The organism is Ornithinimicrobium pulveris, assembly GCF_050261105.1.
In the GTDB taxonomy this organism is placed as follows: Bacteria; Actinomycetota; Actinomycetes; order Actinomycetales; family Dermatophilaceae; genus Ornithinicoccus.
In genome coordinates, this window is sequence record NZ_CP189837.1 from 1779582 (window position 1) to 1799359 (window position 19778).

General features: G+C 69.8%; 22 protein-coding genes and 1 pseudogene. 4 read left to right on the top strand and 19 right to left on the bottom strand.

The window, feature by feature from the left end; translation table 11 throughout:
* Nucleotides 1-975 (bottom strand): helix-turn-helix transcriptional regulator, encoded by a 975-nt coding sequence (locus ACQBAT_RS08270; RefSeq protein WP_420748487.1) that lies wholly within the window; start codon nucleotides 973-975, stop codon nucleotides 1-3.
* Between the two features lie 124 nt (nucleotides 976-1099).
* On the opposite strand from ACQBAT_RS08270, the pseudogene ACQBAT_RS08275 reads away from it, so the two are divergent.
* Nucleotides 1100-1492 (top strand): annotated as a pseudogene (locus tag ACQBAT_RS08275) (RidA family protein); the annotation flags it as partial.
* A 74-nt stretch (nucleotides 1493-1566) separates the two neighbouring features.
* Here the strand turns inward: ACQBAT_RS08275 and ACQBAT_RS08280 are convergent.
* Complete coding sequence (locus tag ACQBAT_RS08280; protein WP_420748486.1) at nucleotides 1567-2289, bottom strand: HAD family hydrolase; 723 nt, start codon at nucleotides 2287-2289, stop codon at nucleotides 1567-1569.
* A 77-nt stretch (nucleotides 2290-2366) separates the two neighbouring features.
* Between ACQBAT_RS08280 and ACQBAT_RS08285 the strand changes: the two genes are divergently transcribed.
* On the top strand, nucleotides 2367-3224 hold the full coding sequence (locus tag ACQBAT_RS08285) for a PAC2 family protein (protein ID WP_420748485.1): 858 nt from the start codon (nucleotides 2367-2369) through the stop codon (nucleotides 3222-3224).
* A gap of 101 nt (nucleotides 3225-3325) precedes the next feature.
* Here ACQBAT_RS08285 and mshC read toward each other — a convergent pair whose 3' ends face one another.
* The 6 genes from mshC to ACQBAT_RS08315 form a co-directional block, all read right to left on the bottom strand.
* Entirely contained in the window at nucleotides 3326-4612 is a 1287-nt protein-coding gene (mshC, locus tag ACQBAT_RS08290) for a cysteine--1-D-myo-inosityl 2-amino-2-deoxy-alpha-D-glucopyranoside ligase (RefSeq protein WP_420748484.1), read from the bottom strand.
* A 79-nt stretch (nucleotides 4613-4691) separates the two neighbouring features.
* On the bottom strand, nucleotides 4692-5567 hold the full coding sequence (locus ACQBAT_RS08295; RefSeq protein ID WP_420748483.1) for an SCO1664 family protein: 876 nt from the start codon (nucleotides 5565-5567) through the stop codon (nucleotides 4692-4694).
* 19 nt (nucleotides 5568-5586) lie between these two features.
* Nucleotides 5587-6138, bottom strand: a complete 552-nt coding sequence (locus tag ACQBAT_RS08300; RefSeq protein WP_420748482.1) for a DUF3090 family protein — start codon at nucleotides 6136-6138, stop codon at nucleotides 5587-5589.
* A gap of 9 nt (nucleotides 6139-6147) precedes the next feature.
* Nucleotides 6148-6876 (bottom strand): MSMEG_4193 family putative phosphomutase, encoded by a 729-nt coding sequence (locus ACQBAT_RS08305; protein ID WP_420748481.1) that lies wholly within the window; start codon nucleotides 6874-6876, stop codon nucleotides 6148-6150.
* Nucleotides 6876-7937, bottom strand: a complete 1062-nt coding sequence (locus tag ACQBAT_RS08310; RefSeq protein ID WP_420748480.1) for an LLM class F420-dependent oxidoreductase — start codon at nucleotides 7935-7937, stop codon at nucleotides 6876-6878. Before ACQBAT_RS08310 ends, ACQBAT_RS08305 begins: the two co-directional genes overlap by 1 nt.
* Nucleotides 7938-7940: 3 nt before the next feature.
* Complete coding sequence (locus ACQBAT_RS08315; protein ID WP_420748479.1) at nucleotides 7941-8360, bottom strand: hypothetical protein; 420 nt, start codon at nucleotides 8358-8360, stop codon at nucleotides 7941-7943.
* 80 nt (nucleotides 8361-8440) lie between these two features.
* Between ACQBAT_RS08315 and ACQBAT_RS08320 the strand changes: the two genes are divergently transcribed.
* Nucleotides 8441-8626, top strand: coding sequence for a DUF5703 family protein (locus tag ACQBAT_RS08320; protein WP_420748478.1), 186 nt, complete (start codon nucleotides 8441-8443; stop codon nucleotides 8624-8626).
* On the opposite strand, the gene ACQBAT_RS08325 is transcribed toward ACQBAT_RS08320, so the two are convergent.
* From ACQBAT_RS08325 to ACQBAT_RS08370, 10 genes are all read right to left on the bottom strand, one after another.
* Nucleotides 8623-9972, bottom strand: coding sequence for a M20/M25/M40 family metallo-hydrolase (locus ACQBAT_RS08325; RefSeq protein WP_420748477.1), 1350 nt, complete (start codon nucleotides 9970-9972; stop codon nucleotides 8623-8625). The two genes, ACQBAT_RS08320 and ACQBAT_RS08325, sit on opposite strands and share 4 nt — an antisense overlap.
* 195 nt (nucleotides 9973-10167) lie before the next feature.
* Nucleotides 10168-10428 (bottom strand): hypothetical protein, encoded by a 261-nt coding sequence (locus tag ACQBAT_RS08330; protein WP_420748476.1) that lies wholly within the window; start codon nucleotides 10426-10428, stop codon nucleotides 10168-10170.
* Nucleotides 10429-10587: 159 nt separating this feature from the next.
* Nucleotides 10588-10857, bottom strand: a complete 270-nt coding sequence (locus ACQBAT_RS08335) for a hypothetical protein (protein ID WP_420748475.1) — start codon at nucleotides 10855-10857, stop codon at nucleotides 10588-10590.
* A complete protein-coding gene (locus ACQBAT_RS08340; protein WP_420748474.1) occupies nucleotides 10850-11311 on the bottom strand; it encodes an SRPBCC family protein in 462 nt (153 codons plus the stop codon). Before ACQBAT_RS08340 ends, ACQBAT_RS08335 begins: the two co-directional genes overlap by 8 nt.
* A 4-nt stretch (nucleotides 11312-11315) precedes the next feature.
* Nucleotides 11316-12170, bottom strand: coding sequence for an FAD binding domain-containing protein (locus ACQBAT_RS08345; protein ID WP_420748473.1), 855 nt, complete (start codon nucleotides 12168-12170; stop codon nucleotides 11316-11318).
* On the bottom strand, nucleotides 12167-14665 hold the full coding sequence (locus tag ACQBAT_RS08350) for a xanthine dehydrogenase family protein molybdopterin-binding subunit (protein WP_420748472.1): 2499 nt from the start codon (nucleotides 14663-14665) through the stop codon (nucleotides 12167-12169). Before ACQBAT_RS08350 ends, ACQBAT_RS08345 begins: the two co-directional genes overlap by 4 nt.
* Nucleotides 14662-15144: a (2Fe-2S)-binding protein gene (locus ACQBAT_RS08355; protein WP_420748471.1), complete on the bottom strand. Its 483-nt coding sequence runs from the start codon at nucleotides 15142-15144 to the stop codon at nucleotides 14662-14664. Before ACQBAT_RS08355 ends, ACQBAT_RS08350 begins: the two co-directional genes overlap by 4 nt.
* 122 nt (nucleotides 15145-15266) lie before the next feature.
* Complete coding sequence (locus ACQBAT_RS08360) at nucleotides 15267-16403, bottom strand: XdhC family protein (RefSeq protein WP_420748470.1); 1137 nt, start codon at nucleotides 16401-16403, stop codon at nucleotides 15267-15269.
* A 53-nt stretch (nucleotides 16404-16456) separates the two neighbouring features.
* Nucleotides 16457-17560: a vWA domain-containing protein gene (locus ACQBAT_RS08365; protein WP_420748469.1), complete on the bottom strand. Its 1104-nt coding sequence runs from the start codon at nucleotides 17558-17560 to the stop codon at nucleotides 16457-16459.
* Entirely contained in the window at nucleotides 17557-18444 is an 888-nt protein-coding gene (locus ACQBAT_RS08370; RefSeq protein ID WP_420748468.1) for an AAA family ATPase, read from the bottom strand. The genes ACQBAT_RS08365 and ACQBAT_RS08370 overlap by 4 nt, the downstream gene beginning before the upstream one ends.
* A gap of 49 nt (nucleotides 18445-18493) precedes the next feature.
* On the opposite strand from ACQBAT_RS08370, the gene ACQBAT_RS08375 reads away from it, so the two are divergent.
* On the top strand, nucleotides 18494-18841 hold the full coding sequence (locus tag ACQBAT_RS08375) for a GntR family transcriptional regulator (protein ID WP_420748467.1): 348 nt from the start codon (nucleotides 18494-18496) through the stop codon (nucleotides 18839-18841).
* A 21-nt stretch (nucleotides 18842-18862) separates the two neighbouring features.
* On the opposite strand, the gene ACQBAT_RS08380 is transcribed toward ACQBAT_RS08375, so the two are convergent.
* Nucleotides 18863-19615, bottom strand: coding sequence for a nucleotidyltransferase family protein (locus tag ACQBAT_RS08380; protein WP_420748466.1), 753 nt, complete (start codon nucleotides 19613-19615; stop codon nucleotides 18863-18865).
* Between the last annotated feature and the right edge of the window lie 163 nt (nucleotides 19616-19778).

The window sequence follows — 19778 nt, forward strand, 5'->3', positions numbered from 1 at the left end:
TCACGGTTGGTAGCGCTCCACCAGCCTGGTCGCGCGATCGTGGATCTGGATGCGCACCTCGTCCGGAGAGAGCACCTCAGCGTCCGCTCCCAGCTGCCAGACCGCCCACACAGCGTGCCGGACGTCATCAAAGGTGATCTCGAGGTCCACCCAGCCCTGGGGGCCAGGTGTCGCACCGCTGACACCTCGAGCGGCATCGAGCACCTCCTGGCGACGGGAATCCCGCACCCTGACGATGGTGTGCAGGTGGTCGCTGGAGAGGAAGCTGGCGCAGCGCTGCGCCCAGACCTCGGCAAGATCCACCGACTCTGGCCGTCGCGCTCTCTCGGCGAGCACCTCGGCGTGGACGATCCGCGAAACCCGATAGGTCCGGTCCAGTCCCTCTTTGGTCGCGAGCAGGTACGTCCGTCCTCTGACCGTGACCAAGCCCAGCGGGTCGATGATGCGCGCTGCTACCCCTTCCTGATGGTCTGTGGATCCAGCCGGTGCGTACTCGATCCGAAGCCGCTGGCCAGCGAGGACACCACGACGCACCGCGTCCATGACCCCGTCCTGGAACGCCTCCACGATCACGGGTTTCGAGAGCAGATCGGACTGCGGCTCCACCAGGAGCCGCTGTGCGACCTCCTCCAGCTTCGACTGGTGATGGGTGGGGAGCGCATCGACCACTTTGCGCATCGCCGCAGCCAGTGGTGCGCTCAGACCGAAAGCCTGGCCCCGGCACCCAGCGGTGAACAGCGCGAGAGCCTCCTCCTGGCTCAGCCCCGTGAGCTCGGTCCGGAATCCAGGCAGCAACGAGAATCCGCCATGTCGACCCCGATCGGCGTAGACCGGAACTCCCGCCGTGGACAGTGCCTCCATGTCCCGCAGCACGGTCCGGGTCGAGACCTCAAGTTCGGCGGCGAGTTCAGCGGCAGTCATCCGGCCGCGCTGGCGCAGCAACAGCACCAGGGAGACAAGTCGGTCAGCACGCACCAAGGCATTCTCTCCAACAAACCTGACACAAGGTGTCGTGATTCATCGGCAGGCTCCGTGATGCGGGTAGACGACCTCGGGCGACCGCCCCGGAGCCCCGCACGACAGTGATCGGAGAATGACCATGGAACGCACAGCGATCAACCCCACCGCCTGGTCCGTCAAGCTGGGGTTCAACCAGGGCGAACTCGTCTCGGGCCCCAGTCGCACGCTCTACCTCTCAGGACAGACCGCCATGAGCCCGGATGGTCGTCCCCAGCAGGACCACGACATGGCAGGCCAGTTGAGGATCGCTGTCGACAACGTCGAGAGTGTCCTTGAGTCGGCAGGCATGAGCCTGGCCGACCTGGTCCGACTGAACGTCTACACGACCGATGTCGACGAGCTGTTCCCTCACTACGGAATCCTGGCCGGAAGGCTGGCCGCGGCCGGGGTCGCCCCCACGACAACGATGCTCGGCGTCACCCGGCTCGCTATCCCGGGCCAGTTGGTCGAGCTGGAGGGGACAGCCGTGGCGTCCGCAGCGGCAGACGATCGCAGGCCCCAACGCGTCGCCGATGAGGATGGCGTCTCGTCCTCAGAGGCCAAGGGTTAACGCCGCACGATCTCCAGCAGGTCGGCCGCGCGCACGCCGTCCAGCGTCGGCACCAGCGTGAGGCCGACCAGCTCAGGGATCTCCACGATGTGCGGGATGCCGATCGTCGGCACTCCGGCCGCGACAGCGGACCCCGCACCGGTGGGTGAGTCCTCCAGGGCGACGCACTCACCTGGGTCAACACCCAGGCGCTCGGCGGCAGTGAGGTAGGGCTCCGGGTGCGGCTTGCCGTGCTCGACAATGTCGCCGGTGACGATCGTGGCGAAGGTTCCGTCCGGCAGGGCGTCCCGCAGCACCTCGGCGAGGCTGGCGTAGGACATCGTGACCAACGCGCAGGGCACGCCCAGCCGACCCAGCTCGGTCAGGAGCTCGCGTGCGCCGGGCCGCCACGGCATACGGGACCGCATCGCCTCCTCGACCCGGGACTGGAGCATGTCGACCACCTGCGCCGGTGTCCCGGTCACCGGGGTCCGGTCGAGGATGATCTGGGCGGAGACCTCGAGTGGGTTGCCGACCAGTTGGGTGGCCTGCTCGTCGGTCCAGGTGCCACCCGCGGACTGGACCAGCTCACGCTCGGCTGCCATCCAGTAGGGCTCGGAGTCAACGATGGTGCCATCCATATCCCAGAGCACGGCAGCCGGCAGCCTGGGTGCAGGGCTGGTGGGTGCAGAGTCACGAGTGTCGAGGTGGGCGTCGTGAGCGTCGGGAGTGGCGTGCACGTCGCCATCGTAGGAGGGACATAAGGTGGAACGACGCCCGCGTCCCGCGGTCGTGCACCGCTCCCGAGGAGGCCGACATGATGCACTTCGCCGACATCCCCGAGCTTCGTGACCCGGTGGTGCTCGCGGCCTTCGAGGGCTGGAACGACGCCGGCGAGTGTGCCTCGGCCGTGGTCGAGCATCTGCGCCGCGTCTGGGACGCCGAGCTGGTCGCCTCGATCGACCCCGAGGACTACTACGACATGCAGGTCAACCGCCCGCAGGTCCTCAACAACGGGGGCGAGCGGGTGCTGCGCTGGCCGACCACCCGCGTCTTCGTCGCCCGCAACTCTCCGCTGGGGCGCGACGTCGTCCTCATCCAGGGGATCGAGCCGTCGATCCGCTGGCGCACCTTCGCCGGTGAGCTGCTCGACTTCGTGATCGAGCGGGGTGCCACGATGCTCATCACCCTCGGCGGACTGCTGGCCGACGTGCCCCACACCCGCCCGATCCCGGTCAGCATGACCAGCGAGGACACCGAGCTGCGCGAGCAGGGCATCGCCGAGCGCTCGACCTATGAGGGACCGACGGGGATCGTCGGGGTGCTGGGCGAGCTCGCCCACCGTCGCGACCTGCCGAGCCTGTCCGCCTGGGCGGCCGTGCCTCACTACGCCGGTGGACCTCCGTCGCCGAAGGCCACGCTCGCGCTCATCGGCGCGCTCGAGGAGCTGCTGGGTTGCGTCATCGACGACACCGATGTGGTCGAGGCGTCCCGGGCCTGGGAGCGAGGCGTCGACGAGCTCGCGGCGTCCGACGACGAGGTGGCTGAATACGTCGCCAGCCTCGAGGACGCCCAGGACACAGCCGACCTTCCCGAGGCCACGGGAGATGCGATCGCCAAGGAGTTCGAGCGCTACCTGCGCAAGCGCGGCGAGGATGGCTCCCCCCGCGGCTGACGAGGTGTGCCGGGCCGGTCCACCGAACGTCCCGTATGACGTGAGATCACCCGACCGAACGCGTCACCGGCGCTGTCCTCACCCCACCGAACGTCCGATCCTCACCTCAGGAGCTGCACTCCGAGCAGCGCGTCCACCGCGTCCGGCACCGCCCTTGAGACCGCCGACCCTGACGTGCCCCCACCCGCACCCTGCTCTGCCCACCGGTCCACGGACTCGAGCGCACCGGGCGCATCCAGGTCGTCGGCAAGACGCGCACGCACCTCGGCCACCGTGCGCAACTCCGCCTCGCTCGGCGCGCGCTCACTGTCGACCCGCTCGGCGACGGCGCGCCACCGGCCCCAGCGCTCAGTGGCGCTCGTCAGGTCGTCGTCCGTCCATTCCCACTCGGTCCGGTAGTGGTGATCGAGCAGCGCCAGGCGCACGATCATCGGCTCCACCCCATCCCGTCGCAGCCGCGAGACCAGGACCAGATTGCCCTTGGACTTGCTCATCTTCTCGCCGTCCAGCCCCACCATCGCCTGGTGCACATAGGCCCGCGCGAACGGCTCGCGCCCGGTGAGCGCGCTCGCCTGCACGGCGCTCATCTCGTGGTGGGGGAAGATCAGGTCGGTTCCTCCACCCTGCACGTCGAACGGTGCCCCGAGGTAGGTCAGCGCGATCGTCGAGCACTCGATGTGCCAACCGGGTCGGCCGGCGCCCAGGCTGCCACCCTGCCAGGACGGCTCGCCCTCGCGAGCCGCGCGCCACAGCAGCGGGTCGAGCCGGTCCCGCTTGCCCTCACGGTCGGGGTCACCACCGCGCTCGGCAAAGACCTCCATCATCTGCTCGCGCGTCCACCCGGACACGCTGCCGAAGCTGGGTTGTCCCGCCAGGTCCAGGTAGACGTCGTGGGCCTCCTCCTCGACCGCACCGTCCTCGCGCGGCACCCGAATCCGGTATGCCGCATCGCTCGCCACGAGCTGTTCGATCGCGCGAACGTCGTCAGGGATTCCCTCCACCGCCCCCACGTAGTGCGCGGGCGCGAGGATCCGCAGCGCCTCCATGTCTTCGCGGAAGAGGTCGATCTCCCCGGCCGCCAGGTCCTCCCAGTGCACCCCGTCCCGGGCAGCGCGCTCAAGCAGCGGCTCGTCCACATCGGTCACGTTCTGCACATAGGTGACGTCCAGACCGGCGTCCAGCCAGACCCGCTGGACCAGGTCGAAGGTCAGATAGGTGGCGGCGTGGCCGAGGTGGGTCGCGTCATACGGGGTGATGCCACAGACATAGAGGCCCGCGCGCTCCTGCGGCGCGATCTCCTGCACCTGTCCGCTGGCGGTGTCGTGGACCCGCAACGGGCCGCCCGTTCCGGACAGCGTGGGCACGGGCGGGGAGGACCAGGACTTCACGGCAGCAGCCTAATGCGGCGTATCCGGGGTTCCGACCACGGCGGTCAGTGATCTCCGGTTCACGCCCCGCAGAGCTTGATCACCACAGCGGCCAGGGCAAGGGGTAGCGGTCCTCGGGGGGTATCGGCAGTCGCCCTTCCCGCAGCAAGTCCTCAACCCGTTCGCCGAGCACGTCCAACTCCGCCCCCGACAGCAGTTCCGTCAGCTCACCATCAGCGTTCACCAGCTCCCGCACCCGCTCGAGCCGGCCGACCTCCTGCGCACCGAGCTCCTCGCCCGACCAACCCCACAGCACCGTCCGCAGTTTCGGTTCGACGTTGAAACTCAGCCCGTGGTCGAAGCCCCACAGCCGCTCCCCCGCCAGCCCCAGGTGCGCGGCCTTGCGATCAGCGTTGTCGATCACGGCGTCCAGCACCGCGAGCGAGCGAAGCCGCGGATCATCCGCATGCACCACCACGAGCGGCCGTCCTTCGTCATCGACCACGTCTACGACCGCTCGCCACCTGGCCTCCGCAGCCTCCTCCGGCTGCACCACGTCCACCAGATCGGCACTCTCCGCATCCAGCTCCATCCACAACTGCGCCGACCCCGGGCCGAGCGGTCCGTCGCGCAGCACGGTGGGCGGCACCAGCCCCCAGCCACCCCCCTCACTGATGATGTATGCCGCAACCTCCCGGGCACCTAACGTGCCGGTCGGGAAGTCGGCCAGGGGGCGTTCGCCGCGGATCGGCTTATAGACCGCTCGCTGGCCGGTTGGCCTGCCGTCAGCCTCGTGCAGATCAGCCAGCAACGTGACGTTGGAGGCCTCGCGCAGCCGTCCCACGGGCTCCAGGATGCTGGACCGCAACACCTCCAGCGCCTCTCCTGCAGTCGGTGCCTCAGCCTCCGCGGGGTGGTCCTCGTCCCTACCGCCGCGAGCAACCTGCACCACGGGCTCGCCCGATGGTCCGCTCACCCCGACCCCGATCGCCGACTCAGCGCTTGTAGCCGTTGGCCCGTGGGCAGATGTGCCCGCCGGGGTCCAGCGGCTGACCGCAGAACGGGCAGTTGGGGCGGCCACCCTCGAGCGAGGCCGTGCATCGCTGGGCGAAGGCCCGCGCCCGGGCTGGCTCCAACACGATCGACACCGTGCGTGCCGGCTGGCCGGTCCAGGGGTAGTCCTCGGCCGGATCCAGGTCCAGGATGTCCTCGACGTCGGGTCGGTCGTAGGCCTCGATCACGACGCGCTCCCGGGACGCCTCCCACGCCACCGAGAGCCGTTGCACCCGGAAGTCGTCCTCGAAGGGCGCGTCCAGCGGCGCGTTGTCCAGATAGCTGGCCGCTGCTTCTTCGGAGCCAGCTCGCGGCGCCACCTCATCGATCAGCTCGACGAGCGAGAGCCCGAGCAGTCGCACCTGTTCCTTCTCCAACGAGATCGTGCTGCGGCGGGCGCCGTCCGTGGCCTGGAGGAAGAAGGTGCGCTGACCGGGAGGACCCACGCTGCCAGCCACGCAGCGCTCCGGCGGGTCGTAGACGAGCTCGGACATGCGCCTACCCTACGACCGCGCTCCCACAGACCCGGCTCCCCCGCCGACGTCCGCGTCGCCCAAGGGAGTGGTGGCGATCCGCTGCACCAGCCCCGACAGATCGATGGGGTCGCTCCCGGTGTCGTTGCTGCGCAACAGGAATGGCCGCTGCGGGGTGTGATGAACGATGCTCACCGAGGCGGGGTCGACGACGATCCGTTGGAAGTCGTCCAGCGGCGTGGCCACGGCATTGGCAAGGATCGCCTTGATCACGTCGCCGTGACTGACGGCCACCCAGATCGCGCCCGGGCCGTGCTCCGACTCGACCCGAGCGTCCCAGTCGCGGATCGCGGCCACGGCGCGCGACGCCATACCGGACATGGATTCGTGCTCGAAGTCTGCATGCTCGGGGAAGGTGACCGAGGACGGTTCGTCCTGAACCTGCCGCCACAGCGGCTCCTCGGCGAGCTCGCGCAGCGGGCGTCCGGTCCAGGCCCCGTAGCGCGCCTCACCCAGGCGGTCCTCCACCTCTGCCACGAGTCCCGGTATGGCGTGCAGCACCTCCGCGCTCGTCTCTCGGCAGCGCTGGAGCGGGCTGGTGACCACCCGGACGATTCCGGTGTCGCGCAGTCGTTCTGCCACCCGGGCAGCTTGGTTCCGGCCGGTCTCGTCCAGGCCGATCCCGGAGGTCCACCCGGCCAGCAGACCGGTGGCATTCGCCTCGGTCCGCCCGTGCCGGAGCAGGATGCAGATCGCCATCAGCTGGTAGCCGAAGAGCCCTCGGGGAAGAGCCGACGGTGCGCCTCGACCGCCGTCTCCAGCGCCTCCATCCGGGCTGAGCCATCCTTGCCCCACGGCGCGACGGTCAAGGTGCTGATCCCGGCGTCGGCGTAACGGCGCATCCGCTCGGTGACCCGGTCGACGTCGCCCAGCAGCGAGGTGTCATCGATGAACTGAGGCGGCAGCGCGGCGGCAGCCTCGGCCCACTTTTTGTCCAGATAGAGCTCTTGGACCTTCGCGGCCTCCCGCTCATAGCCCATCCGGCCAGCGAGCTGGTTGTAGAAGTTCTGCTTCCGGCTGCCCATGCCGCCGACGTAGAGGGCGGGATACGGGCTGACCGTGCGGGCGCAGGCCTCCAGGTCCTCCCCCACGGCCATCGCCACGGTGGCGTTGGTGTCGAACCACTCGGGGAGGTCCGCACGCCTGGCCAGGCCGGCGTCGAGCTGCTCCTTCTGCTCGGCGAAGTGGTCGGGGGCGACGAAGACGCCCAGCCAGCCATCAGCGATCTCGCCCGCGAGCTCCATGTTCTTGGGCCCGACGGCGGCAAGGTAGATGGGGATGCGCCGCCGGTGGGTGTGGGTCAGGCGCAGCGCCTTGCCGGGGCCGTCGGGCAGGGGCAGCGTGAAGTGCTCACCCTCGTGCGCGACCGGCTGGTGCGACAAGGCAGTCCGGACGATGTCGACATACTCGCGGGTGCGGCCCAACGGCTTGGCGAAGCGGACACCGTGCCATCCTTCGGACACCTGAGGCCCGCTGACGCCCAGGCCCAGGCGGAAGCGCCCACCGGAGAGGCTGTCGAGACTCGAGGCGGCCATCGCCGTCGCAGCCGGGGTGCGGGCAGGGATCTGCATGACCCCGGCGCCCAACCCGATCCGCTCGGTGGTCGCACCGATCCAGGCGAGCACGCTCACGACGTCCGGGCCATAGGCCTCGGCGGCCCAGACGATGTCGACGCCGAGCGCGTCGGCGCGGCGGACGAGTTCGAGGTTCTCCTCGTCCCGGCCCTGCCCGAAGAATCCGCAGCTCAGTCCCAGCCGCACCGGTCAGTCCCGGGGGCGGTCGTCGACGTCGATGTCCTCGTCGTCCAGACCGAGATAGGACTCTCCGTCGGGGTCGTCCTTCTCGTCGTCGAGCTCGACCTCGTCGTCTTCGGAGTCGTCATCGTCATCGAGGTCGTCGTCGTAGTCGTCGTCATCTTCGTCGTCGAGGTCGTCTTCATCATCGAGGTCGTCGTCATCGAGGCCGTCCTCGTCCACGAGGTCCTCATCAAAGACCTCCAGCGGTGTGACCTCGCCGTAGGCCTCCATCAACGCATCGTCATAGGCCGTGAACGCCTCGGCCACGGCCTCGTAGGCCTGGACGACCGCTGGGTCGTCCTCACCGTGCCGTGCTGCCGAGGTCTCCAGATGCCGTTCGAGGGCAGCGACGAGCAAAGTCAGGGCGGCGCGCGGGTCAGCGGTCATGTCCTGACCGTAGCGTGAATCTGCGCCGAAGGCTGCCGGTTTCAGCCTGGGAGGCTGAGCGCTGCTTATGCTGGGGGGCCATGGTCGAGTACGAGTTTCGGGAGCTCACCTTCCAGCGCGACACCAGCCGCACCGCTGTGCGTCAGGCCCTGACGGAGCACGCGGAGTACGGCCACTGGGAGTTGGTCCGGGTCCGCCTGTTCTGGGGTGGGGTGCGCAAGGTGGTCCTGCGCCGCAAGATCATCAGGGTGCGGCGGACCGCCTAGCAGTCGTCGATCAACCGGCCCAGCACCCGCGTGCCGAAGTGGATCGCGTCGACCGGCACCCGCTCATCAACGCCGTGAAACATCCCGACGAAGTCCAACTCCTCCGGCAGCCGAAGGGGTGCGAACCCGTAGCCGGTGATGTCCAACCGGGAGAGATGCTTGTTATCGGTGCCGCCTGACAGGCAGTAGGGCAGGACGTGCGCGCCGGGGTCCTCCTTGAGCAGCGCCTTCTTCATCGAGTCGACGAGTTCACCGCTGCTGGGGGCCTCGAGGGCGACGTCCTTGTGCTCGATCTCGACCTCGACGTGCTCCCCAGCCAGCTCGCGGATGGTGGCGAGCAACTCCTCCTCGTGCCCGGGCAGGAAGCGGCAGTCCAAGGAGGCGGAGGCGGACTGAGGGATGACGTTCATCTTGTAGCCCGAGTTGAGCATCGAGAAGTTGGAGGTGTCCTGCAGCGTGCCTTCCACGAACCGGCGCGCGCCGCCCAGCCTGCCCAGGACGTCCTCGACGGTCTCCTCGCTCCACGACTCCCCAACTATCTGGGAGACACCGTCGAAGAGCTCGCGCACCGAGGCGATGTAGGTCCGTGGCCATTCGTGCGCGTTGATCCGGGCGATCGCCTCGGCCAACCGGACGATGGCGTTCTCCGGGTTCGGCACCGAGCCGTGGCCAGCCCGGCCGTGGGCGTGCAGGCGCAGCCAGGCAATCCCCTTCTCCGCCGTCTGCAGCAGGTAGGCACGCGTGGGCGCGCCGGTCGCCGCGTCCGGCAGCGTCACCGAGAAGCCACCGACCTCCGAGATCGCCTCGGTGCAGCCCTCGAACCACTCCGGGTGCTCGGCCACCACGTGCCCGGCGCCGTGCAGCCCGCCCGCTTCCTCGTCGGCGAAGAAGGCCCAGACAATATCCCGCGGCGGCGCCTCTCCCGAGCGAGCGAGCTGGCGCAGGTTGGCCAGCAGCATCGCGACCATGTCCTTCATGTCGACGGCGCCGCGTCCCCAGATCATGCCGTCCTTCTCGACCGCCTCGAAGGGATCGACCGACCAGTCCTTGGCCTCGGCCGGCACCACGTCAAGGTGACCGTGCAGCACCAGCCCGGGCCGGGACCGGTTGCGGCCCGGCGTGCGCACCACGACGCTGGCACGGTCCGGGTGGTCGGCGGGCGCAGTCAGCTGTGGGTCCAGACCCACCTCCCGCAGCAGGTCGACGACGTACTCGGCAGCCGCCCGCTCCCCCGGGCCACTCCCGTCGCCATAGTTGCTGGTGTCGATCCGGATCAGCTCCTTGCAGATCCGGACCGCCTCCTCCTCGACGGGGCCGGGCGCGGTCAGGTCGACGTCACTGCTCATGGGTCCACCGTATGTCGTGACTCACCGACCGCCCCCGCAGGTCTGCTGGGGCGGCGTGCGGCTCACGCGTCCGGTGGTAGTTCTCAGCGACCTGGCGCGCGTCCGGTGGCGGTCCACAGCGACATGGCGCGCGTCCGGTGGCAGTTCTCAGTGACGCAGCGCACGTCCGGTGCCAATCCGAAACGGCCGAGTGACTCAGTCGTCCGCCTCGGCGTAGAACTGCACAAACCGGCACTCGCGGCACCGACGAGTATGCAGGGGCAGTTCCTCCCGCTCACCCGCAAAGCCGAAGTGGAAGTCCGCGGTCGTCGTGGCGCCGACCCAGACGACCTCTTCTCCCACGCGCGAGCGGACCCGCACCGCTCCGTCATCCAGGAGTTCCTCGGCACCGCACGCCAGGCACCGGCTGCGCAGGCGTTCCCAACTCCCGCCCTCTCCACCGCCCAGCACTGGCATCCCGCCAGGCGACATCAGCACCGCCTCGACAGAACGGGGCCACCGTCGCCGGGGCGCGGGTGGGTCGGCTCCCAAGCACGTCTGTCGACGTCGCACCGGTGCGCGAAGCGGGTGATCGTCGCCGCTGGCACCCCGTCACCTGAGGGCTGGACATCCAGGTCACCCGGGTTGCTCGGCATACAGCTCCAGGTGGTTGCACTCGCGGCACCGGAACGCCCGGACGAGGAAGCGCTCGGCACCCACCGAGGAGAAGCCGCCGAAGATCCCGGTGTCGCGAGGGGAGTTCACCCAGCGCACGTAGCCCCGGGAGCCCTCACCTGTGTCGGCGAGGAAGCCTTCGTCGAGCATCCTCTCGCTGCCGCAGGCGGTGCACCGCTCGCGGGAGCGGTGCCAGCCCGAGCCCGCACCGCCCCCGAGCGGCTCACTCACCAGAGCCCTCGCCCAGTTTGGACTCCACGCACTGCACGAACTGGCCGAGCAGCTTGTCCGAGACCGTCTGCATGACGCCCCGGCCGAACTGCGCCGGCTTGCCCGTGATGTTGAGCTCGGTCGTCACATCGACTCGCGAGCCCTCTCCCTCGGGCGTGAGCTGCATCGTGGCGGTAGCCCCGGCGTTCCCGAGCCCGCGCAGGCCCTTTCCCGTGCCTTCGATGACGGCCCGGTGCGCCTCGTCGTCGCGCTCCACGAAGCGGCCATCACCCTGATAGGTCACCGCGATCGGCCCGAGCTTGACCTTCACGTTGCCCTTGAAGGTCTCCTCGTCGGCCTCCGTCACCGTGGCACCCGGGAAGCACCCGCCGACCGTCTCCAGGTCCATCAGCAACGCCCAGGTGCGCTCCGGCGAGGCGGGCACGACGAAGGAGTGGTTCAGCTGCATCGCCATCCGATCAGCCTCCCGCCGCCGCGATGACCGCGCGCCGGGTGAGCACCCCGGCCACGTGCCGTCGGTAGTCGGCCTGTCCGTTGAGGTCGGAAGGTGGGTCGGTCTCCTCGCCCACCGTGGAGCACACCTGGGTCAGTGCTTCTTCGGTGGCTTCCAACCCGACGAGGGCTTCCTCGACCGCGCTCGCGCGCAGCGGCACGGAGCCCATATTGGTCAACCCGATCCGGGCCTCGGCGATGGTGTTGCCGTCCATCCGGACGGCAGCCGCGACGCCCAGGATCGCCCACTGGTGGGACACCCGCACGAACTTCTCGTAGTGGTTGCCCCAGCCGGTGTGCTTGGGGATCACGACCGCAGTCAGCAGCTCACCCTCACCGACCGCGGTCTCGAAGAGATCGACGAAGAAGTCCGTGGCCGGGACGGTGCGCTCACCGTCCTGTCCCTGGATCACCATCTCGCCGTCGAGCGCCAGCACCGGGGCACCGACGTCACCGGCCGGGTCGGCGTGTGCGAGCGCTCCGCAGAGCGTGCCGCGGTGCCGGATCTGCGGGTCCGCGATCTCCGAGACGGCCTGGTGCAGGAGGGTCAGGTGGTCCTTGACCAGGTCGGACTCGAGCACGTCCTGGTATGTCGCACCTGCACCGATGCGGATCGCGTCACCGTCCTCGGTGATCCCCTGGATCTCCTCGATCCGGGAGATGTCGACGACGATGCCGGGTGCGTTGAGGCGCATCCGCAGCACCGGGAGCAGCGACTGGCCACCGGCCAGCACCTTGGCGTCGTCGCCGTGCTCGGCGAGCAGCCCGAGGGCCTCCTCGACGGTGCTGGGGGCGGCGTAGTCGAACTGGGCGGGGATCATGCCTGGTTCCCTTCGGTGCTGTTCTCCGGCTGGGGAGTGTCCTGGTTGGGGGCGTCCGGAGCGAAGTGCGGCTCTGCCGACTCCTCGGTGGGGGTCGCCCCGCCCTGCTGGCTGTCCTGGATGGCGCGCCACACCCGCTCTGGGGTGCACGGCATCAGGATGTCGTTGACGCCCATCGGGCGCAGTGCGTCGACCACCGCGTTGACCACGGCCGGTGTGGAGGCGATGCAGCCTGCCTCACCGACTCCCTTGGCCCCGAGATCGTTCGACGTCGCCGGCGAGACCGTCCGGTCGGTGACGAAGCTGATCGTGTCCGCCGAGGTCGGCAGGGTGTAGTCCACGAACGAGCCCGAGACCAAGGTGCCCTGGTCGTCATACACGGCCTCCTCCCAGAGCGCCTGGGCGATGCCCTGGACGAGGCCACCATGCACCTGGCCGTCCACGATGAGCGGGTTGACCACATTGCCGATGTCGTCGACGCAGACGTAGGAGCGCATCGTCGAGGCGCCGGTCTCGGTGTCGATCTCCATCGCGCACAGGTGGGTGCCGTGCGGGAAGGAGAAGTTGACCGGGTCGAAAGTGGCGTCCGCGTCCAGGCTGGGCTCCATGCCGTCCGGCAGGTCGTGGGCGGCGAAGACCGACAGCGCCAGGGCGGTCAGCCCGATGCCCTCCTGGTCATCGCCGGCACCGCGCACGGTGTATTTGCCCTCGCTGAACTCGATGTCATCGACATTGGCCTCGAGCACGTGGGCGGCCAGCGGCTTGGCCTTCTCGATCACCTTCTGCGCGGCGTTGATGACCGCCTGGCCACCGACGACCAGCGAGCGGGAGCCGTAGGTGTCCAGGCCCTTGTGGCTGATCTGGGTGTCGCCGTGCAACACCTCGACATCCTCGAACGGCACGCCGAGCTGGTCGGCGACGATCTGGCTCCACGCCGTCTCGTGGCCCTGGCCGTGCGCCGAGGAACCGGTGATCACCTCGACCTTGCCGCTCGGCAGCATGCGCACCGAGGCGCTCTCCCAGCCGCCGGCGCCATAGTTCAGCGATCCCAGGACACGGGAGGGTGCCAGGCCGCACATCTCGGTGAAGGTCGAGATGCCCAGGCCCAACTGCACCCGGTCGCCGCTCTCCCGGCGCCGGGCCTGCTCGGCCCGTAACTCGTCATACCCGAACAGTTCCTTGGCGCGCTCGGTGGCGGCCTCGTAGTTGCCCGAGTCGTACTCCAGACCGCAGACCGTGGTGAACGGGAACTCCTCGTGAGTGATCCAGTTCTGCTCTCGCACCTCCAGCGGGTCGCGGCCGAGCTCGACGGCGAGCTCGTCCATCAACCGCTCGATCGCATAGGTCGCCTCGGGCCGCCCGGCGCCACGGTAGGCGTCTGTCCACGTCTTGTTGGTGAAGACGTTGGTGCAGGCGAAGTGGTAGGCGGGGAACTTGTAGATCGCGTTGAACATGAACGCGCCGAGGATCGGGACTCCTGGGGTGACCAGGCCGAGGTAGGCGCCCATGTCGGCGAGCAGTTCGACCTTCAGCCCGGTGACCTTGCCCTCCTTGGTGGCGGCCAGCGTGAGCTTCTGCCACTGGTCGCGGCCGTGGTGGGCGGCGAGGAGCGACTCACTGCGCGTCTCGGTCCACTTGCACGGTTTCCCGGTATGCCGTGCGGCCAGGAAGGTGAGCACCTCCTCCGGGGTGACCTGCAACTTGCCGCCGAAACCACCACCGACGTCGGGGGCGATGACGCGGACCTTGTGCTCGGGGACCCCGAGGGTGAGGGCGAGCATCAGGCGCAGGATGTGCGGCACCTGGGTCGCGGACCACATGACGAACTGCTCGCCGGTCGGGTCGACCACCGTGGAGCGGGGCTCCATGAAGGAGGGGATGAGGCGCTGCTGGCGGTACTCGCGCTCGATGACGATTCCATCACCGCTGCGGGCCTGCTCGATGGCCGCGTCCGCGCTCTCGCCGGTGCCGGCCTCGGCCGAGTCGAAGATCCAGGTCGCGCTCTGGTTGGTGCCGAGGTCGGGATGGGCCAGCACCTCGTCGGCGGCGGCTGCCTTGAGCTCCAGCGCTGCGGGCAGCTCGTCATAGTCCACGTCGACCAGCTCTGCCGCGTCGCGGGCGGCGGCGGCGCTGCGGGCGATGACCATCGCGACGATCTCGCCGGAGAAGGCCACCCTGTCCACGGCCATGGCGGGGTGCGGGGGTGCCTTCTGGTCCTCGGTGATGGGCCAGGCGCAGGGCAGGCTGCCCTGGGAGTCCTGGACGTCGGCGCCGGTGAGGACGGCGATCACGCCGGGCGAATCCTTCGCCGCCGACGTGTCGATGCCGGTGATGCTGGCGTGGGCGTAGGGGCTGCGGACCATCGCGATGTGCAGCATGCCGGGGAGCTGGACGTTGTCGGTCCACCGGGTCCGGCCGGTGATCAGCCGCTGGTCCTCCTTGCGGCGCCGGTCCCGGCCGACCTCGGTCTGGGGACGGTCATCCACCGCGGTCATGACTGCTCACCTCCGGAGCTGCTGCTGCCCGCGGCCTGCAGGACGGCCTTGACGATGTTGTGGTAGCCGGTGCACCGGCACAGGTTGCCCTCCATCCCGACGCGGACCTCGTCCTCCGTCGGGTCGGGGTTCTCGGCGAGCAGGTCGGTGGCCTGCATGATCATGCCGGGAGTGCAGAAGCCGCACTGCAGAGCGTGACAGTCCCGGAAGGCTTCCTGGACGGGGGTGAGTTCTTCCCCCTCGGCCAGGCCTTCGATGGTGGTCACCTCGTGACCGTCGACCTGGACAGCCAGCACGTTGCAGGACTTCACGCTGCGCCCGTCCAGGTGGACGGTGCAGGCGCCGCAGTTGCTGGTGTCGCAACCGACCACGGTGCCCGTCTTGCCCAGCTGTTCTCGCAGGTAATGGACCAGGAGCGTGCGCGGCTCCACCTCGTCCTCGTACGTCACGCCGTCGACCTTCACGGAGATTCTGGTCATGCGGTCCTCCAACCGGGGATGGGACTTCGATGTCCCTCGTCATCCTGCCGTGACGCAGGTCACTCCGCAAGGGATCGGGAGAGGGTGACGCAGGCGAGCCGGCGACATCCCGGTCACCTCGCTCAGCCGTCGTGCCGGTGGATCGCGCCCTCGGTCTCGCTGAGCGGTTCACCGCGCCCGCCCCACCGGTCCGCGATGATCTCGGCGGCCACGCTGACGGCCGTCTCTTCCGGCGTCCGGGCGCCCAGGTCCAACCCGATGGGCGAGCGAAGGTTGGCCAGCTGCTCCTCACTCAGGCCGGCCTCGCGCAAGCGCTCCAGCCGGTCCTCGTGGGTGCGCCTCGACCCCATCGCCCCGACGTAGGCCAGGTTCGGCCCGCCCGACCCGAGCAGCGTCGCGAGCAGGGGGACATCGAACTTCGGGTCGTGGGTCAGGACACAGGCGACTGTCCGCTCATCGAGCGCGCCCTGCGCGACCTGTTCTTCGACATACCGGTGGGGCCAGGAGACGACCACCTCGTCGGCCTCGGGGAACCGGCTGCGGGTGGCGAAGACGGGGCGGGCGTCGCACACGGTGACGTGATAGCCGAGGAAGGAGCCGACGCGCGCGACCGCCGCGGCGAAGTCGATGGCGCCGAAGACCAGCATGCGCGGCCGTGGCGCGTACGACGCGACGAAGACCCGCAGCCCTTCGCCTCGGCGCTCGCCGTCCGGCCCGTACTCGATCGTCGCGGTCCGCCCCTGCGCCAGCATCCCGCGGGCGTCGTCGAGCACGGAGTGGTCGATCCGTTCGGTGCCGAGGGTGCCGGAGGTCGGCTCGCCCTCGGGGCGGATCACCAGATGCCTGCCCACGTATGCCGCATCCGGGTGAGCCACGACCGTCGCCACCGCGACCGGTCGGCCGGCGTCGATGTCCGTAGCGACCTCGCCCAGCTCGGGGAAGTCGACCTGGGAGACGCGCTCGACGAAGATGTCGAGGATGCCGCCGCAGGTGAGGCCCACGCCCATCGCCTCGTCGTCGGAGACGCCGTAGCGCTGCAGGACAGGGGAGCCGGTGTCGATGACCTGCTGTCCCAGCTCGTAGACCGCCCCCTCCACGCAGCCGCCTGAGACCGAGCCCACTGCCTCGCCGTCCGAGCCGACGAGCATCGCGGCCCCGGCCGGTCGCGGCGCCGACTTCCAGGTGCCGATGACCGTGCCCATCGCGACCTCATCGCCTGCTTCCCACCAGGTCAGCAGCCGGTCCAGCACCTCACGCATGCGCCCAAGCATCCCTGCTGGGGCCGGTGTTGTCACGCGCGCCCGACCCCGCGTCAGGCTCGCGCGACAGTCTCCAGGACCTCCTCGAAGGCGGCGAGCGAGTGCCCGGCCACGAAGTCGTCCACGTGCGGCAGGCAGGCGACGATCCCGGCCTGGACCGGCAGATACCCGACCTTGCCGCGGTGCGGATTCACCCAGATCACGCGGTGCGCCAGAGCGCGCAGGCGGCGCATCTGCTCCCCCAGCAGCTCGGGGGACTCCCGTTCCCACCCGTCGCTGAAGACCACGACCACCGTGCCCCGGGCCATCCCCCGCCTCCCCCACCGCTGCAGGAAGACCCCGATGGACTGCCCGAGCCGCGTGCCGCCCGACCAGTCCGGCACCACCTCACCGGCCGCGAGCAGGGCCCGGTCCGGGTCACGCTCGCGCAGCGCCCGGGTGATGTACGTGAGCCTGGTGCCGATCGTGAAGACCTCGGTCGCCCGAGGTGCGGACTGCACAACGGTGTGGGCGAGGCGGAGGAGAGCGTCGGCATACGGGGACATGGATCCGCTCACGTCCACGAGCAGGACCACCCGTCGGGGTCGGGTCGCCTTGTCCCGGAAGCGGATCCGGGCAGGCTCCCCCAGGTTGCGGAGGTAGGCGCGCACCGTCGCCCGGCCGTCGACCGTGCCCCGGTGACTTCTGGTATGCCGCAACGCACGTCGGGTGGGAACCCGCGGCCGCAGCGTGGCGAACTGGCGCCGCAGCGCGGCCCGGTCCTGGGGCGAGAGGCCCGCGACGTCGCGGTGCCGGAGGACTTCGGTGGCGCTGGCGGCGGTGCGCAACGTCTCCCCCTCGCCCTCCCCCGAGCCCTCCTCGAGGGCAGCCTGGGTGGTGGTCGGCCGGGGGGTGTCCTGGTGGCTGACGGCGTGCATGGGCGTGCCCCCGAACCATCCTGTGAAGACGCGGTCGTACGGTCCCAGGTCGCCGGGACCGGCCGTGAGCGTGGCGCGACCAGCCCAGTAAACGCGGTCCCGCTCCCCCAGCCCGATCTCGGCCACTGCTCGCAGGAAGGTGCGCTCGCGGTCGGCGGTGACCGGCAGGCCCGCCGCGCGGCAGGCCCGGGCGAAGCCAGCCAAGGTCTGGCCGATGCTCCAGCCGGCCGCCGAGGTCACCGGGTCAGCATCCGATCCAAGGCGACTCGGACGCGCTCGGTGTCCTCGCGGTACTTCACCGCAGCGCCCAGCGTCGAGGCCGCGATCTCCGGGTCGAGCCGACTGACGCCCAGCGCCTGGAGGGCGCGGGCCCAGTCCAGCGTCTCGGCGACCCCCGGGGGCTTGACCAGGTCTTCCTCGGCGCGCAGTTGCTGGACGACGCCGACGATCTGGGAGGCGAGGGACTCCTCGACCTCCGGGAGTCGGGCGCGCACGATGGCCAGTTCACGGTCCAGGCCAGGGTGCTCGATCCAGTGGTAGAGGCAGCGACGCTTCAACGCGTCGTGGAGCTCACGGGTGCGGTTCGAGGTGAGGATCGTGACCGGGGCGACGTCAGCCGTGACCGTGCCGAGCTCGGGGATGGTGACCGACCACGTCGACAGCACCTCGAGCAGGAAGGCCTCGAACTCGTCGTCCGCGCGGTCGACCTCGTCGATGAGCAGGACGCACGGTGCCTCCCGCAGCGCCCTCAGCACCGGCCGCGCCTGGAGGAAGCGCTCGTCGAAGAGCTCGGCCTCCAGCTCCTCCGCCCGTCCCTCGCGGCCTAGCGCCTCGACGGCCCGCAGGTGCAGGATCTGGCGCGGGAAGTCCCAGTCGTAGAGCGCCTGACTCGCCTCGATCCCCTCGTAACACTGGAGTCGCACCAGCGGGATATCCAGGAGTTGCGCCATACCTTCCGCGAGGGCGGTCTTGCCGGTGCCGGGCTCCCCTTCGAGCAGGAGCGGCCGGTCGAGCTGCTGCGCCAGCCAGGCCACGGTCGCGAGGCCCGGGTCCGCCAGGTAGCCGCCCTCGCCCAGCGCGTCGGCGAGCGTGGCGGGCGAGGTCAGCGCGGGGTGGAGCGGCATGCTGGGCAGTCTAGGGTCGGTCCCCCCGACGCCGCCCGGAGGAGTGAACGTGCTGGTCCAGATCGACGAGTCCCTGCCGACACCCGTCTATCAACAGATCGTCGACCAGGTCGTCGCCGCGATCCGGGGTGGGGTGCTGGTGCCTGGCGAGAAGCTCCCCTCCGTGCGCCAGCTCGCGGCGGATGCCGGGCTGGCCCCGAACACCGTCGCCAAGGCGTACCGCCAGCTCGAGGAAGAGGGGCATGTCGCGACCCGCGGCCGGGGCGGGACGGTCGTGCGCGGTGATCTCGCGCCACTGTCGCCGGGTCGGCGGGCGGCCGAGGAGTATGTCGCGGTCGCCCGGCGGGCAGGGTTGGACCTGGAGCAGGCGATCGGGCTGGTCCGCAGCTCCTGGTGAGGGGGTGCTAACGGCGGGCGGTCAGGGGGTCCGGCGGTCGCTTGGGCTGTCGATGTCGGTCGGGCTGTCGATGTCGAGCCCGGTGGCGAGATCGCCGCATTCGACGAGCTGGGGCTGGGCGCGACGCAAGTAGCTGCGGGCGCCGGCGTCGCCCTTGGCCAGGTCGAGGACGGCTTGCCAGTGCGCCTGCCCGAGCAGCACCGGATGTCCCGAGGCCCCCCTGTATGCCGCTCGCACCAGGGCGTCCGCGCCGGCGCCTGCGGTGCCGGTCGGGTGGGTCGCGAGCAGCCTGGCCACGACGTCCGGGCCGATATCGGGGAGATCGACGAGGTGGATGAGTGCCTGGATCGGAACAGTCCTGCCGCGCGTGGCCAGGGCGGTGAGGCCAGAACGCAAGGACTCCCCCATGCCCTGTTCCCAGGTGCCGCAGCGGATCCAGGAGATCCGGGGGTCGCTGGAATCGTTGAGGATGTTCTCAACATCTTCGCCCTGGGCGCCGGTGACGACGAGGACGTCACCACATCCGCCCTTGAGCAGGGTATGTGCGGAGCTCAGGACCCAAGGCCGTCCGTCCACGCCCTCGACGAGAGCCTTGGGGTGTCCGTACCGGCTTCCCGAGCCCGCCGCCAGCAGAAGGCCGGTGACGCGCGGCGAGGTTGGGTGCGTGTCGGGGTCGTGTGTGGCGGCTTCGCGCCCGGCATGGTCATGACCGGCTGAGTTGGCCCCGGCTGAGTTGGCCCCGGCATGGCTACCGGACCAGGACGGATGTGACATGAGCCCAGTCTGTCCGGAGACGCGAAATCGTTCGCTATGGGGAGTCGTGCAGGGCGCCCCGACCCCCGCCTTGTCCACATCCCCTTGGGTGGAGGTGCTCTCAGCCAGCGCGGCTGTGGACAAGTGTCGGGTATGTCGGAGGTGTGTTCTAGAGTGGGTGGTA